The organism is Mycobacterium sp. Soil_C_30 (assembly GCF_057656995.1).
This window is the reverse complement of sequence record NZ_JBDGJH010000019.1, coordinates 32,940-48,149: the sequence shown is the minus strand read 5'-3', so window position 1 is coordinate 48,149 and position 15,210 is coordinate 32,940. Positions and strand designations below refer to the sequence as shown.

General features: G+C 65.3%; 12 protein-coding genes and 1 pseudogene. 6 read left to right on the top strand and 7 right to left on the bottom strand.

Annotation, left to right across the window (positions count from 1 at the left end):
- Nucleotides 1-261: 261 nt before the first annotated feature.
- The 5 genes from surE to AC3A6P_RS27215 all read right to left on the bottom strand — a co-directional run bounded on the left by surE (nucleotide 262) and on the right by AC3A6P_RS27215 (nucleotide 7,659).
- On the bottom strand, nucleotides 262-1,050 hold the full coding sequence (gene surE / locus AC3A6P_RS27235) for a 5'/3'-nucleotidase SurE (protein ID WP_487695256.1): 789 nt from the start codon (nucleotides 1,048-1,050) through the stop codon (nucleotides 262-264).
- A 46-nt stretch (nucleotides 1,051-1,096) separates the two neighbouring features.
- On the bottom strand, nucleotides 1,097-2,101 hold the full coding sequence (locus AC3A6P_RS27230; RefSeq protein ID WP_487695254.1) for a 1-phosphofructokinase family hexose kinase: 1,005 nt from the start codon (nucleotides 2,099-2,101) through the stop codon (nucleotides 1,097-1,099).
- 173 nt (nucleotides 2,102-2,274) lie between these two features.
- A complete protein-coding gene (locus tag AC3A6P_RS27225; RefSeq protein ID WP_487695253.1) occupies nucleotides 2,275-3,378 on the bottom strand; it encodes an epoxide hydrolase family protein in 1,104 nt (367 codons plus the stop codon).
- A gap of 97 nt (nucleotides 3,379-3,475) precedes the next feature.
- Nucleotides 3,476-5,614 carry a DNA gyrase subunit A gene (locus tag AC3A6P_RS27220; RefSeq protein ID WP_487695251.1) on the bottom strand — a complete coding sequence of 713 codons (2,139 nt, stop codon included), beginning with the start codon at nucleotides 5,612-5,614 and terminating at the stop codon, nucleotides 3,476-3,478.
- A gap of 11 nt (nucleotides 5,615-5,625) precedes the next feature.
- Nucleotides 5,626-7,659, bottom strand: coding sequence for a toprim domain-containing protein (locus AC3A6P_RS27215; RefSeq protein ID WP_487695249.1), 2,034 nt, complete (start codon nucleotides 7,657-7,659; stop codon nucleotides 5,626-5,628).
- A gap of 743 nt (nucleotides 7,660-8,402) precedes the next feature.
- On the opposite strand from AC3A6P_RS27215, the gene AC3A6P_RS27210 reads away from it, so the two are divergent.
- From AC3A6P_RS27210 to AC3A6P_RS27200, 3 genes are all read left to right on the top strand, one after another.
- Entirely contained in the window at nucleotides 8,403-9,425 is a 1,023-nt protein-coding gene (locus AC3A6P_RS27210; protein WP_487695248.1) for a helix-turn-helix transcriptional regulator, read from the top strand.
- Nucleotides 9,426-9,910: 485 nt separating this feature from the next.
- The gene (locus AC3A6P_RS27205) at nucleotides 9,911-10,324 is read left to right on the top strand and encodes an ANTAR domain-containing protein (protein WP_487695247.1); all 414 of its coding nucleotides are present in this window, start codon (nucleotides 9,911-9,913) and stop codon (nucleotides 10,322-10,324) included.
- 272 nt (nucleotides 10,325-10,596) lie between these two features.
- Complete coding sequence (locus AC3A6P_RS27200; protein ID WP_487695245.1) at nucleotides 10,597-11,406, top strand: helix-turn-helix transcriptional regulator; 810 nt, start codon at nucleotides 10,597-10,599, stop codon at nucleotides 11,404-11,406.
- A gap of 74 nt (nucleotides 11,407-11,480) precedes the next feature.
- Here AC3A6P_RS27200 and AC3A6P_RS27195 read toward each other — a convergent pair whose 3' ends face one another.
- Nucleotides 11,481-12,047 carry a dihydrofolate reductase family protein gene (locus AC3A6P_RS27195; protein WP_487695244.1) on the bottom strand — a complete coding sequence of 189 codons (567 nt, stop codon included), beginning with the start codon at nucleotides 12,045-12,047 and terminating at the stop codon, nucleotides 11,481-11,483.
- Between the two features lie 196 nt (nucleotides 12,048-12,243).
- Between AC3A6P_RS27195 and AC3A6P_RS27190 the strand changes: the two genes are divergently transcribed.
- The 3 genes from AC3A6P_RS27190 to AC3A6P_RS27180 all read left to right on the top strand — a co-directional run bounded on the left by AC3A6P_RS27190 (nucleotide 12,244) and on the right by AC3A6P_RS27180 (nucleotide 14,367).
- Nucleotides 12,244-12,858, top strand: coding sequence for a dihydrofolate reductase family protein (locus AC3A6P_RS27190; protein WP_487695243.1), 615 nt, complete (start codon nucleotides 12,244-12,246; stop codon nucleotides 12,856-12,858).
- Nucleotides 12,859-13,263: 405 nt separating this feature from the next.
- The gene (locus AC3A6P_RS27185) at nucleotides 13,264-13,638 is read left to right on the top strand and encodes an STAS domain-containing protein (protein WP_487695242.1); all 375 of its coding nucleotides are present in this window, start codon (nucleotides 13,264-13,266) and stop codon (nucleotides 13,636-13,638) included.
- Between the two features lie 186 nt (nucleotides 13,639-13,824).
- Nucleotides 13,825-14,367 carry an ATP-binding protein gene (locus tag AC3A6P_RS27180; RefSeq protein ID WP_487695240.1) on the top strand — a complete coding sequence of 181 codons (543 nt, stop codon included), beginning with the start codon at nucleotides 13,825-13,827 and terminating at the stop codon, nucleotides 14,365-14,367.
- Between the two features lie 26 nt (nucleotides 14,368-14,393).
- On the opposite strand, the pseudogene AC3A6P_RS27175 reads toward AC3A6P_RS27180, so the two are convergent.
- Nucleotides 14,394-15,146, bottom strand: a pseudogene (locus AC3A6P_RS27175) (amidohydrolase family protein); the annotation flags it as partial.
- Nucleotides 15,147-15,210 lie beyond the last annotated feature (64 nt).

The window sequence follows — 15,210 nt, the reverse complement described above, 5'->3', positions numbered from 1 at the left end:
CAATCTCGGATTTCTCCATGGGGGTTAATTCGAGCTTAACCCCTGACGCCGCCCTGGACTCCTGCGACAGCGCTGAGTGGGCCGCCGGGTATCGACAGCAAAGGACGACGAATCTCAGCCAGCGGCGAAACTCGGACACGTATCACCGTTGCGCGATACCGCTTGCCGGGGACAACCAAGAACACAGGGTTACCGCCAGCGCAACGCAATACTGCTGCGCCACTGGGGGATTCAGGCTGTAAGCACTTTGCCCCGCCGGCCTCAGGACATGCCTCGCCCGTTTACCGCCTCGAGCCAGCTGTGCACCAGACCGCTGTCGTGCGCCTCGACGGACCTGAGCTCCGTGAGCGTCGGATGCCCGGCAGCCAGCAGCGCGCTGTCGGTACCGGGCTCGGGTTCATCGGAGATTTCGACCTCCGCCATCCGCACGTCGCCCTCGCGCACCTCGTCCACACGCGTCTGCACCGCCCCGCCCCGTGCCAGACGGGCGTGGCGGATCGGTCCCAGTTCGGTTGCCGGGCGGTCAGGAACGTTCAGGGATAGGACGGTGGTTTCCGGTGCATCCAGCAGCAGTTCCAACACCGGCGCCACGAGACCGGCCGCCGTCTCCCAATGCCGCTCGCCGGTGGGATGCAGCGCTACATCCAATGACACCGCCAGCGCACGGGTGTCGCTGATCTTCGCGGTCAACGCTGCGCCGACGGTGCCCGAATGCAACACGGCGCGACCGACATTCGCGCCGTGATTGATCCCGGACAGGACGAGGTCCGGGCGCGGGTCGAACCACCCGTTGAGCGCCGCGGCGACGATGTGTCCGGGCTGCGCTTGCACCGCCCACGCCTCGACGCCGGGCAGGCCGGGCACCTCTCGACGCTCGACCAGCGTGCGGCCTTCGTGGCGGACCGCGCTCAGCGCCGCGCTCGCTCCGCTGGCCTGCTCCGCGGGTGCGGCAACGATGACGTCCAGGCCCGCCTCTCGTGCGGCGGCGGCCAAAGCGTGCAGGCCGGGCGAGTCGATCCCGTCGTCGTTGGTCACCAATGCACGTGGCACCTGTTTTCCTCCATCTCCTCGGCCGTCGGCTTCACACCCGAGTCCGCTATTTCCACGGGCGCAGCTCGACTCGTTCGGCGAGGGTCTCCACGGCTTGGGCGCCGCCGGTGCCCAGGCCGTGGCGTACGACGTTGAGCGCTCCGCAAGCCGCACCGATCCGCAACGCCTGGCGTAGTGGGCGACCGCTCGCCAGCGCGGCGACCATCCCCGCCGTCATGGAGTCCCCGGCGCCGGCTGGGTCGGCGGGTTCCAACTTCGGCATCACGATCTCCACGACGGCACCGTCGGAGTCTTGGCCATCGAGCAGGGCCAACGCGGGTGCCGCCCCGGACCGTGACACGACGATGGTGCCCGCGCCCTCGTCGCGCAGAGAGCGCATGGCCTCAACGAGGTCTTCGGGTTCCTCGGATTTCGCCCGGCCGTCGTCGAGGAGTTCCTCGTGGCTGACCTTGATCAGATCCGGCTTGCCCGCGAGCACCGCCTCGAGTCGTTCGCCGGCGAGGTCAGCGGCGACTTTGCACCCGTTGGCACCGAGGTCGGTGGCCAGGCGCCGGTACAGGTCGGCGGGCACCACCCGGTCGTCCTGCGGCCCGGACAGCAGGACACGACCGTGGGTGAGGCCTTCGGTGAGGGTGAGTTCGTAGAGCGAGTCCAGTTCGTGGCGGTCCAGCGGGCTGCCTGGGCTCTCGGCAATGATCTCCCGGCTGCCCGTGCGACGGTCGTGCACGTAGGCCCCGTTGCGGGAGCTGACCGGGACGCTTCGGACGGTCACATCGGTCGCGGGCAGTAGGTGGCCGAGCACCGACCCGGTCTCCCCTCCGAGCGCGGCGCACAGCACGGCCGGCACGCCGAGGGAGGACACCATACGTGACTGCCACACACCTTGGCCCCCGGCGTGGACATGGATGTCGGCCTCGCCGGAACGGTTCTCCACGGTGACGGTCAGGACCGGCAGGGGAGCGAAGATGACAACGGTGTCCGGCTGTCCCGCCGCGGGCGATTCCGATTCTCGCTGGTTGTCCGTGTTCGCTGGCGGCTGCGTGTTGGTCATGGGTGGGTATGTACCCACTCGCCGCAACCGCATGCTTGTCAGGCGTATCCGCCACCACATTTGTGGCAGCGACGGCGCTCTGGCGGTGCAAGCTCAACGGCGCTGAAGGTGGGTGATAAACCACTTGTACTGTGGGGCAACGTGATTGAAGCCCACATTTGAGAGCACATCGATCACGCGGACAGTTCCACTGCGGTTCGAACGCCGGCGGCGTAGTCGGCAGGGCACTCCCATGCCGCAAAGTGTCCGCCCCGGGGTGCTTCGACCCACGAACGTACGGTGAAGAAGCGTTCCGCGAATACCTGCGGCGCGTTGACGAGGTCTTTCGGGAAGATGGTGAAAGCGGTGGGGATCTCGAGGCGCTGCCCGGGATGTGCTCCGCCTTCGACGTAGGGCGTGAAGGACGTTCCGATCGCTCCGCTGACCCAGTACGCAGTGATCCAGGTGAGCAACTCGTCACGGGTGAACACGGTTTCCACGTCACCGTTGCAATCGGTCCAGGAACGAAGCTTTTCGAGAATCCAGGCGGCGAGTCCGGCCGGGGAGTCGCCGAGTGCGACGGCCACGGTGTGTGGTTTGGTTCGCTGCAGGTGCATGTAGCCCCCTTCAGCGTCCTGCCAGCGGTGACCGTGTTCCATGTAGGCGCGCTCGGAGTCGGTGGTGTCCGTCGGCGGGTCCACCAGGTATCGGTATTGCGAGACGTCGGTGAGGTGGAGGGCGGCGACATGGCGGCCGTAGCGGTCTGCGATCACTTCGGCGACATCGCAACCCACGTCCCCTGCCGACACGACGTAGCGGTCATATCCCAGTTCCGCCATGGCTTTTGCGACTGCATCTGCGGCGTCAGCGGCAGACAGTCCGCGACGAGCGGTGGGCGCAGCGAACGGGAATCCCGGCAGCGCCGGTACGACGAGATGCAGGTCCGCGAGGAGAGGCAGCACTTTCTGAAACCGCAGGATCGAGTCGGGCCAGCCGTGCAGGAGCAGGACCGCGGCGCTGTCGTCGTGGTGTGCTCGTTGATGGATCGCCCGGATCGGGGTCTGGCTTCCGTCTGCTGTGAGTACCCAGGGCAGAGCCCGGACCCGATCCTCATGTCGTCGCCAGTCGTACGAGGCGGCCCAGTATTCGATCAGACTCACGAGGTAGTCGCCATCCACTCCGCGTTCCCACCCGAATCCCGCGGGCAATTCCACACGTCGGTAAGACAACAATCTGTGCCGCAGATCATCGAGGACGGTCTGTGCGACGGCGTCCGGCGCTTGCCCCACTCGGCTCATCGTGCTCCCGTCCCTCCGTCGCTGCACCGATGCACACGGTATCCCTGCCGACGAGTCGGCGGGCTGAGTCTCTTCACCTGAACGGAAGGCGGACGCTCTACGGAGCGGGTGTCACATCGACGCCGGAACCCTTGATCGACGCCTTCGCGCGATTCTCGGCCCGCACCGCTTTCTTGCCCCGCACAAAGCCGGTGGCCGACACCGTTGCCGCCACCAGTGCGTCCTCGCCGTTGACGAACGGGTGGAACCCGACCCCGGCGCCACCGCGGCCTTTCACCGGGATATCGGCGACTTCGGTGACCTTCCAGCCCTTTTCGGATATCGACAGGATGGCCTCGCCGTTCTCACATGTGAGCGGCAGTGCGGCAATGACCTCGTCGCCGTCGCCTGCCAGCTTCACTCCGGCCACACCGTTGCCGGCTGCGCCCTGCGGGTTCACCGCCGCGGGGTCGATGCGGAGCACCTTCCCGCGCCGGGTCACCAGCGCCAGGTGTGAGCCGGGCGTCAGCACACCCGAGCGCACCAGCCCGGTGATATCCGGCGCCACCGGGATGTCGCGGATCTTGTACGGCAGCCCGTTGCCGGTGGTGAACTTGATCCGACCATCGGTCCACACCGCCCAGCCCAGACCTGACGTGAGCAGGTCGCCGTGGCTGTCGGAGAACACGCCGCGGTCATCCAAGCGCCAGGCGGCGTTGACCTTCCGCTCACGAGGTCCGTCGTCGTCAGCGCCGGACGTCACGGGGGTGGCGTCGAAGTCCAGCACGGTGCGACGGTCGAACTCGGGGCCTTTGAACAGTTTCGTGGTCTCCACCAGCTCTTTGTCGATTACCACCCGGCGCGCGTCGGGGTTGCCCACCAGCTCGGTGAGCTCGGCGAACTCGGCGTCCAGCTTCTCTGCTTCGGCCTGCAGTTCGATAACGTCGAGCTTCGTGAGGCGTCGAAGCTGGAGTCCGAGAACATAATCGGCCTGTTCGGCATCGATGGCGAAGTGATCCTGCAAGCCCTGGCGTGCCTCGTCAACGGTCTCGGAGTTGCGGATGATCGCGACGGCGGTATCGATGTCGAGGTGGATGGTCATCAGGCCGGCCACCAGATGGCGGCGCGCGGTCACCTTCTCCAGCCGGTACTGACTGCGGTGCAGCACCACCGAATCGCGCAGCGACAGGAATGCGGCGATCAGTTCGCGTACCGACCACCAGCGGGGCACCCGGTTCTCGTCGAGTGCGACCAGGCTGGCGGCGAACGTCGACTCCAGCGGCGTCAGGGCCAGCAGTTGCTCGCGAATCTGCTCGGCGCTGTGCCCGCGTTTGGCGGTGACGACGATGCGCAACCCGTTGCGGCGGTCGGTCAGGTCCGACATGTCCGCCACCCCGGACATCTCGCCGGACTCGACCAGGGCCCGAATCCTGTCTTGCACAGTGTTGCTCGCGACACCGGGCGGCAACTCGGTGATGATGCAGTTCTTTCCGTCGACGGAGACCGTGCCGCGCACCGTGAATGCGCCCCGGCCGGTGGTGATGTATTCCCGCAGCCCGGCGGTGCCGACCACGGTGGCGCCGCAGCCCCAGTCGGGGCCGGGAATGAGCTTCACCAGCCTGTCGTCGGTCATGTTCGGGGTTTTCAGCAGCGCCCGGCAGGCGGCCATGACTTCACGCGGATTGTGTGCCGGTACCTTGGTGGCCCAGCCTTCGGCGATGCCGACGGCACCGTTACAGAGCAGCACCGGCCACTGGGCCGGCAGCACCGTCGGCTCTATCCACTCACCGTCGAACGTCGAGACCATCGGCACGGCGTGGTCGGCCAGTTCGGCGGTCAGGGCCGCACCGGGTGCCGACAATCGCATCTCGGTGTAGCGGTCGGCGGCGGGAATGTCACCCTGGATACGGGGAAAAGCACCTTGTCCGTCAATCACTTTCACGCGCTGGAACTCCGCGGCCATCAGCGCCGCGGCCCCGTACATGGAAGCGCCGCCGTGTGGGTGCAGGTTGCCCGTCACGGCCGAGCAGACCTTCGAGGACTTCTGCGGCTTGTTTCCCGGCAGCAATCTGGAGTCGTACATCTGGTACAGCAGGCGGCGCTGACCCGGCTTGAGCCCATCGAACGCCGACGGGATGGCGCGGTCGCTGACACTGTAGAGCGCAAAGGTCAGCTGGTAGCGGTTCCAGTAGTCGTCGGCGCTCTGGTCGAGCACCAGATCCGGATTCTGCTCAGGAATATCCAGCGTGGCGGTCACAATAGTTCTTCCTAGTCGAGGTCGAGAGATGCAGTGTCGACGCGGGAGGCGACATCGGCCATCCACGTGCGCCGGCCCTCCGGCGGCCCGCCGAACAACGTGTGGTGCAGCTTCGAATCACCGTCATCGAGGTTCACCCGAATCACGGTGCGCCGCTGAGGATCCAGCACGGTGTTCCAGAAGTCGTCGGCATCCATCTCGCCGAGACCCTTGTTGCGTTGAACCTCGACCTTGCGTTTGGAGGTGGCCTTCATCTGTGCCACGGCGGCGTCGCGTTCGGACTCGTCCTGGCAGTAGATCCGCGACTGGCCGTCCTTGACCACGAACAGCGGCGGTAACGTCACGTACACCATCCCGGCCTCGACCAATGGCCGGTAGAAGTCCAGGAACATCGAGATCAGGCTCGAGTTGATGTTGCCGCCATCGGGATCGGCGTCGGAGGCGAACAAGATCCGGTCGTAACGGCACAATTCGGGGTCGCAGCTATCACGAACCCCGCAGCCCAGAATGCGCTCGATCGAATCGAACTCGTCTTTGACCCGCGCCTTGTTCAGGGTGAAGCCGTAGACGTTGGGCGGCTTGCCTTTCAGCGGGAAGGCCGCCTGGAACGTGGCGTCGCGCGCGGCCTTGATGGTGCCCAACGCCGAATCGCCCTCACACAGGAACAATTCGGCTCCCGAGCCGCGTCCGGTCTCCCGGCTGGGCAACAGTTTCGGCGGCAGCGACAGGTTGGTCCCCAGACCCTTGGCTTTCGACGCCGCCCGCGACCGGGCCTTGGCGCCTTCGGCGCTGCGCCGCGCCCGGGCGGCTTCCAGCGCCAGCTTGGTCCACAGCGACACCGTGTCGCCGTTGCCGGGGTTCGCCGCCCAGATGGTGACGCTGCGTGCCACATCCGGAGCCATCGCCACGTTCAGTGATCGCGACGACACCGCGGTCTTGGCCTGCGAGTCCCATGCAACATCGGGTGCGCGGGTGTCCACCGCCAGCGCGGTCACCGCGGCGAAGTCCTGGGCCTCCGGGCCGTCCTCGCCTTTGGCCAGGCCCAGGTCGCGGATGCGCGACGCGCGATCTGCCAGTGCTTCGGACAGCCCTTTGACCGCGGCGGTCAGGTGGGACCCGCCGCCGGGGGTGCGCACGGTGTTGCAGAACGCCGCGACGGTGGCCGGTTCGGCGGGTCCGGCGGTCAACGACCAACGGAACGGAGTGGGGCCGCGGCCGGTGGTGTACTCGCCGCGGCCCTCCACCACGGCTCGCACGCCGGGTACCGGAGTACCGGCGGCGGTGCACATCAGGTCCAACAGGGTGTCGGTGCCCCACGGACCACTGAACGGCTCGACCAACTCGGGCCGGACGTCCTCACCCGGCCATCCTTCGTCGACAACGACCAGGTGTACCCCGGGCGACATTCGCGCAGCGGCGTGTGCCCGCAGCAGCACCTCGTTGATGTCCACGCTGGAATCCGGAACGACGGTCGGGTCGAACAGGATGCGCACCGTGGTGCCGTGCGCGTCCGGTTTGCGGTTTGCGGAGCCACGCAGCTTCTGCGTGTCGGCCCGGGTGAACGGCGCGTTCGGGTCGAAGTCCTTACCCTCGAACACCCCGGGGTAGCCGCCGCCGAAACTCTGCAGGTAGGTCTTCCCGGCGCGGCGTACGGTCACATCGGTGCGGGCGGAGATGAACACCGCCGCCGCGGCGCCGATTCCGTTCAGGCCGGCGCCGGTGCTGGTTGCGTCGACGTGTGCGGAGAACTTGCCACCCGCGCGCGCGGTCCCCAGGGTCTTGACGATGCCGTTCTTCCCGTTCACCGGGTCGGAGTCCACGGGCAGGCCGCGGCCGTCGTCGGCGACGCTGACCGATCCATCGGCGTGCAAGGTGATGGTGACGCATGCTCCGCCGTGGTTGGGATCGGCGACCTCTTCGATGGCGTTGTCCACCAGCTCGCGCAGCGCGGTGTTCAGAACGTCCAGACCGAGGTTCACCGCCGGCCGCAGGCGTGTGTGCTGGACATCGTCGAGCTCGGTGATGTCGGCGGCGGTGTAACTCACTGCTCGTCCTTTCACTGAATGCCGGGTGTGCCGCAGGAATGGTAGACCGTGGGTCCGACATCCTCGGGGATCTCGATCGGCGTAGGCCGCGCGCGGTTGGTCGGGCCGGTGCCGACAGGCCGCGAACCGCCGACTGAGCAGGGAAATGCCCAGCTCAGCGCCTCATCTTGCCGGTTCGGGATCGGGTCACATGGTAGTGATCTTGTTCACGATGGGCCGGCTGACCGTGGTTTTTTGCCAGCTCCGAGCCGAATACGCCGTCCGTTTCTGCCAGTACACGTAAATGCCTTGTGACGCAGTGTGTTACCCGCGTTACTACCGCGCACGTCAACAGGGGTGCGCCTCGAGGCGCAAGTGCTCAGTGTTGCGCGCCACACGAGTGGACCTGCCCTCCGCTGCCGAACTGCGCACCACAGTGCCCACGACACCGCCGAGAATCTGAATGCCCTACGGCGCTGATCAGGACGCCGCGAGCCTTTCCAGCTACGACCGACCGAGAACGGCCAGCGCTGGGTGATCGCAACCGCGAAATTGCCGCAAGCGCCCGTGACACGAGTCCCGTTCGTCAGTGCTGGCGATATCTGGAAGCGCTCGGCGCCACTCCCGTTCCTCGCGCGCTCGTGTTCTAGGGCGGCGCCTCTCGGACTCCCGAGTGGAACGTTTCACACCGGCGTGACTGCCGCGCAACACATTCAATTCAACTTCTCTGCCAGCCGGCGGTTAAGCTGTCGAACTACTGGGACTTGTTCGCCGGCGGTTGGCCGAGTTCGCAAGAAGGAGAAAGCTTTAAGGCGGGCGGGGCGGCCTGGGAGGTGCTCAGCGTGGATGACTTCACTTTCGACAGTACTGATCTGGGCGAAACTGAGGAGTTTCTTGTCGATGCTTACACGCGACTCCGAATCGGCGGGCGGGAGCCGAACCCGCGCACCCGGATCACACGTCGCTGGTTGGGGACAACGAACCTCGACGTACTCGATTTCGACTTCACCATGGATTTCGACGTTGAGCCGTTGGGCCAGATCTGCGTGTGTCGGATTCGCTCCGGCAATCTCGTGAACCGTTTCGGCGGGGTGGAGGACGTCTTCATGCCCGGCGACATCGCGTTGCTGGCGCCCCCGGATCAGTCGTACGCCGGTCAACTGCACCGCACCCACTACGACGTCGTGATGTTCGACATCGCACAGCTCAACCGCATCGCCGCGCCCGCGGACGGGCCCGCGACACGCTCGGTGAGCCTGTTGGACCACCGTCCACGTAAGGAGGGCGGTGCCCGGCTGAGCGCCTTCGTCGATTATCTGCACAGGTACGCACTGACCGACACGGCAGTCGGCGGTTCTGCCTTGATCGCCGATACCGGAGCTCAAATGTTGGCCAGCTTGGTCCTGTCCGCCTTCCCGAACACCGCGCAAAGCCAACCCACCCATTCCGATCGTCACGATGCCTCTACCGCCGCCCTGCAACGCGCCGTGTCCTTCATCGACGACAATGCCCATCTGCCGCTTTCTCTGGCTGATATTGCCGGCTACGTGCACATGACCCCTCGCGGTGTTCAGTACCTGTTTCGGCGGCACCTGGACTGCACCCCCATGCAGTACCTACGGCGAGTCAGATTGGACCTTGCCCACCGCGACCTTCAACGCGCCAACCCCGCGCTGGATTCTGTCGCCGAAATCGCTGCCCGGTGGGGGTTCGCACACCAGAGCCGTTTCGCCCGCTACTACCGGCAGGCGTACGGCACGACACCGCACCGCACCTTGAACCAGTAGCCCTCACTGCTGGCAAACCGGTAGTCGCACAGTGGGCTGTCCTGCGGTAGGCGCCAGGTTCCGCACCAGGTCGTCCATTCAGCGCAAACATGCTCGGGTTTTGTTGCGGACTTCCTGTCAACTTGGCATGCTCCGCCCAGCGGGTGAAGGAGATGCAGTTGCGAGGCCCCATGTACGGCGAAGAATCTTCTCCGCTCGCGGACGGCCCACGAGAGTGGGGGTCTGAGCGTAGGTCCCTCCACGCTGCGTTACGCGAAATCGGCGAAGTACAGGACCGTGGGATCACCGATTGGGGCGGGATCTCTGACATTCTGTCCTGCGCACCGGAATCAGTGCCTGGGGCCACGTCAGCGGGCGTCGTCGTCTTTCGCGGATCCGAGATGATCTCCCTGTGTGTCACCGATGCGTCAGTGCGGACCATCGACGACATCGCACGCAACAGTCGACAGGGGCCCTGGCTCTTGGCTACGTCAGACCATCCCGTGGTGATCGATGATCTCGAGCTGGATATGCGATGGCCGGAGTACCGAGCGGCTGTGCTGGCGCGCACGCCGGTGCGTACGGTGTTGACGTTGCAACTGTTCGAGGACACGACCACCATCGGTGTGCTGAACTTCTACGCCAACTCGGCGTATGCATTCGACGATGACTCTCTCGAAGACAGCCTCATCTTCGCTGCGTGCGTCAGTCTGGCGGTCAGTGCATCCCAGCGTGAACGCCGACTTCGGGACGCTCTGGCAAGCCGCGAGGCCATCGGCCAGGCCACCGGAATCCTGATGGAACGCCACCGCGTCGACGCGGACACCGCCTTCGCAATCCTACGCGCGATGTGCCCGAAAGACCCCGATCGGACCATCAGCGATGTGGCCGCGCGGATCATCGCCGGCGATCAATGGTAGCGGTATGGACTACCACCTCGGAGGCGCCGGACCCTTGGCCGCCGCCTGATGGGCGCCGGCCTTACCTCCTACAGGGCCGGTGTGCTGACTCGAGCTCTGGAGGGTACCCCTGGCTCTGAGGTGTAAGGGGACAAGCGATGCAGGACTTCGAGTTCGACAGCACCGACCTGGCCGAGACCGAAGAATTTCTGGCGTGCTCGTACACGCGAATGCGGATACGCAGTGATCGACGGGTTTCTCGCGCACGTCTGTCTGGGCGGTCGCTGGGATCAGTGACCTTCGACAACATCGCCCTGGGCTTCGAGATGTCCTACAGCGCCGACCCGCTGCAGCGCGTCTGCCTGGTGCGCGTGCATTCGGGCTCGATAACACCGAGCGGCGCGGGCCTCGATGTCCTCGGCCCCGGCGACATCGCCGTGCTTACGCCGCCAGAAGTGGCGTATTCCGGCCGGGTGAATGCCCGCTACGACATCACCATGTTCGATCCTGCCCTCTTCGACCGCGTGAGTGACCGCCCGGGCAACCGGGAGACAGCCGTCGAGTTGACCGGACAGCGGCCCATTTCCGGGCGCGCCGGCAAACAACTCAACGATGTCATCGAATATCTGAGAGTCGAGGTGGCGAGCAATGACATCGCGCGCGCGTCAGACCTCGTGTCCTCGAACGCCGCCACATTGTTGGCGGCCTCGGCGTTGGGCGCCTTCCCCAACACCCTGTTGGCGGAGCCCAACATTGAGAAGCGCCGCGACAGCACACCCACTCTGCTGCGCCGCGCCACCGCGTTCATCGACGAGAACGCGCACCGGGATATCACCATCGACGACATCGCCGGTGCCGTGTACATGAGCCCCCGTTCTGTGCAATACATGTTCCGTAGGCACTTGGACTGCACGCCGATGGAGTATCTGCGCCGCGTACGCCTGAACCACGCCCATCACGAGCTGCTGGCCTCCGACCCCACCCGCACGACCGTCGCGGTGATCGCCGCAAAATGGGGTTTCGCGCACACCGGCCGCTTCGCCGGCCTCTACCGCCGTACCCACGGCCGCAGCCCTCACGTCACCCTACGGTCCGGCGTGTGAACGCTGAACGAACCCCAAAACTCACAGGTCGGAGTCGTCATAGTCATCGGCACATCATCTGGCTGTGCGTCCGATCAGTCGTGTTCAGCCGCGTAGCGCAGCAGGACCGTGCCACCCGGGAAGGTGCGGTTCTCCAGCAGTCGCAGCGAGATCCATGACGGCAGGGTCGGGAAGAACGGGGTGCCGCCGCCCAGGGCGGTGGGCGCGACCACGATCCGGTACTCATCCACCAGCCCGGCCCGCACGATCGGCGCGGCCAGCGTCGCGCCGGCCACCTCCAGCGTGCCGTCGGTTTCGGCTTTCAGCTTCCTCACCACCTCAACCGGGTCGCCGCGTTCCAGGCGGGAGTTCCAGTCGACGGACTCCAGGGTGCGCGAGAACACGACCTTGGGCATGTCGCGCCAGATGTGCGCAAAGTCGACGATCAGCGGGGTGGCGTCTGGGGCCTTGTCAGCAGTCGGCCAATAGGCGGACATCAGTTCGTAGAGCCGACGCCCGTAGAACGACAGGGCGGTTTCCCTCTCGAAATCGTTCCAGTACTGGTGTAGTTCTTCGCTCGGATCGGACCAGTCGATGTTGCCTTGCGCATCGGCGATGTACCCGTCCACCGACACGTTGAAGCCATAGATGAGTTTGCCCATGCAGATCAGACTGCACCGGAGGTCAGAACTCATCGCAACGCCACACGCGAGCCTTGTCGAATCGTTGTGAACACGGTGCACCCAGCGCGACGGCGCCCCGAGGGGTCTCCCGCCGGGTGCGCGATGAATCCGGGGGTGCATCCGAGTCTGTAAGAGTGACGACGGGCTGATCGGCACCCGACGAAACGGAGGCGATATGAGCAAAACGAATCTCTCGATGTCCGTCTCAGCGGACGGATACGTCGCTGGACCTCATCAGAGCAGCGAGAACCCGCTGGGGGTCGGCGGAGAAGCACTGCACGAATGGCATATCGGACCCGCCAAGGACCACCCTGTCAATCGGCAGGTCGCCTCCGAAATGCTAGACGGTATGAAAGCAACGATCATGGGCCGCAACATGTTCGGGCCCATTCGGGGTGAGTGGGGCGATTCGGGGTGGCAAGGATGGTGGGGCGATGAGCCGCCGTACCACTGCCCGGTGTTTGTGCTGACCCACTACGAACACGCCCCGATCGAGCTGAAGGGCGGGACCACCTTCTTCTTCGTCACCGACGGAATCGAATCCGCCTACCGGCAGGCCACGGCGATTGCAGACGGCGGCGACATCTCCATTGCAGGTGGAGCTTCGTGTGCCCGGCAAGCACTTGTGGCAGGGATCGTCGACGAGATCGACCTACAGGTCAACTCCGACATCTTGGGCTCGGGTGAGCGCCTGTTCGACGGCCTCGAGCGCGGCGTACCGAAGCTCGACCTCGTTCGGGTGCTGGAGGCGCCCGGCGTTGTTCACCTGCGATACCGCGTGATCCGCTGATCTCAGGCCGAGGCGGTGTGCCACCATTTACGGAATTGCGCTCCATGGCAGGAGGTTTCGCACCTCCGTCGTGGTGTGCGGCGACCTGTTGTGGGCTCGCGCCGCGTCGACGTCAGCGGTGGCGCCGGTCAACCAGGTGAGGGGAGTGCTTTCTTCGATGAACGGCCCGTGATCCACACGATTTCGGCGCGGATCAGCGGGGCTCGAGTAAGGCCGGTGCCGCCGTTCGGCGCCAGCGCGGTTCTGCCTACCCGCGAGAACTGCACTCCCGAGGTGACCGCAGCTGATGACTCCAGATCGGAGATTGTCGAGTACAGTGACTCTATAAAGCGCTTTGCTTGCCCGGTTCAGCTTCAGCCTGCCAGACACCGCGCGTCACCTGACCTCACATAGCGAGGAAGCTTCATGACGCAGTCCATTACCAATGCTCCAACTGCGCCCAACGGCGTATTCAATCAACACTGGCGCGACACGACCGTAGTAATTCACTGCATGGGTGAAGTTGACATGCTGTCGGCGCCGGACCTGGAACGCGAGATCACCTCAGCGTTGGCCAGGGGACCCCTGGCGGTGGTGATCGATCTGACCGAGGTGACGTTCCTGGCCTCACATGGGATGGGAGTGCTCGTCGCGTTCCAGCAATCCACGGCATCCGAGGTGCGGTTCGCGGTCGTCGCCGACGGGCATGTGACCCGGCGGCCCATGTCATTGATCGGCCTCGATGAGGTGCTGGACTTACATCCGACGTTGGCAGTGGCGTTAGAGGCGATCAAGGTCTGAGCCACCTCGCTGTCCCGCAACGACCCGGTCGGTGACGAACAGTGGGGTAACGGCGTGCTCCAGGGCTCGCGATGGTGGGGAACTGTGACCCGCCGGGCTGCATACTCCAAGTGAGACTGGCTATAGACACCATGTGCTCTTCCCTGTTGTGCGTGCCGTGTCCACACTCAATCTTGCGAATTCCCGTTGAGGACGGCCGCGCGTTTCGTTTCCCTCGAGGATGCAGCACAGTGCCTCGATGCCGCCCCGGGCTCATTCGACCAGTCGTCGTCAGCTTCGGGGCAGCACGACATCGCGCCCACTCCAAGCACTCGCCGACCGGCGGTACCGTTACATCTGGAGTTCAGTGCTGAGCCACGCCGTTTAGGCGCTGTGCGCCGCGTACTGGCACGCTGGTTGGACGGCGCCGGTGTGTCCGCCGAACTCGCCGCGGACGTCATCTTGGCTGTTGTAGAGGCCTGCGCCAACAGCATGGAGCACGGCTACAGCAACCGTGGCGAGGGTCTGGTGCGGGTTTCGGCGCAGATGGACACCGGCGCCATTCGCATCGATGTCGATGACTCAGGCCGTTGGAAGGCCTCGAAAACTCCAAGCCGGTTCCGCGGACGTGGACTGCACCTGATGCGCGTCATGAGCGCCCGCTTTCACTTGGATACCGGGCCTTCAGGAACATCGGTGTCGATGACATTCGACCCGCCCGCAGCTCTGGCGCCCGCAGACGCGAGGTAGCGGGGCTCCCCGTTCGGTCGGGTGTCTCATTGCGAGGCAATCAATTTCGCGAGACCGCGCATTGCCGTGCGGCTCACCGCATGACGAAATGCATCCACCACACCGCGTTCCGGTGATGCCGGCGCTGACCCCAACCGTGGGAAGAGGCGCAGCGCGGTGTTGTGTTCGATTGCTGCTCTGGTGGTTTCGTCCATTCGGTAATCCTCGAGGCCGGCGGCGAAGAGTTTCGAGGCAGCCAGAAGGGCGAAAGGCCAATCGGAGCCGAAGGTGATGTGGCCAGGTTTGGCGAAGGCCAGCAGCGTCGGCAGCGCCGCCGGGCTCGAGGACAGAGCGGTGTCGAAATAGAAGCTGGCGAAATCGTCGAGGCTGTCGGCCGGGTTGCGTCCGGTGTCGCCCAGGATCGCCACGGCCATGCGGTGGCTGGCGTAGGGCACGAATCCGCCGGCGTGACTCAGGATGAAGCTGATGTTCGGGTACTTACGTCGAATACCGTTGCGCACCAGCAGGTACGCCGCACGCGTGGTGTCCAGCAGGAAGTCGGCCGCGAACGGCAAGACGCCGGGGACCTCCGGTCCGGGTAGGTCGGCCGGGTGGATGAACACCACCGCCGCCCGCGCGTCCAGAGCGGCCCACAGATCGTCTTGGCCATCTTGGCCGATATACACGCCGTTGTTGTTGGCAAGCAACACCACGCCGTCGGCCCTCAAGGTGTCCAGTGCGCGGACAGTTTCGGTGACCGCGTCAGCGATGTGGGGCATCGGCACCGTGGCGAAGAACCCCCGGACTGTTGATCTGTACGGCGGCAGCAATCGTCTTCTCGGTGCTGGCGATCACCCGGATCAG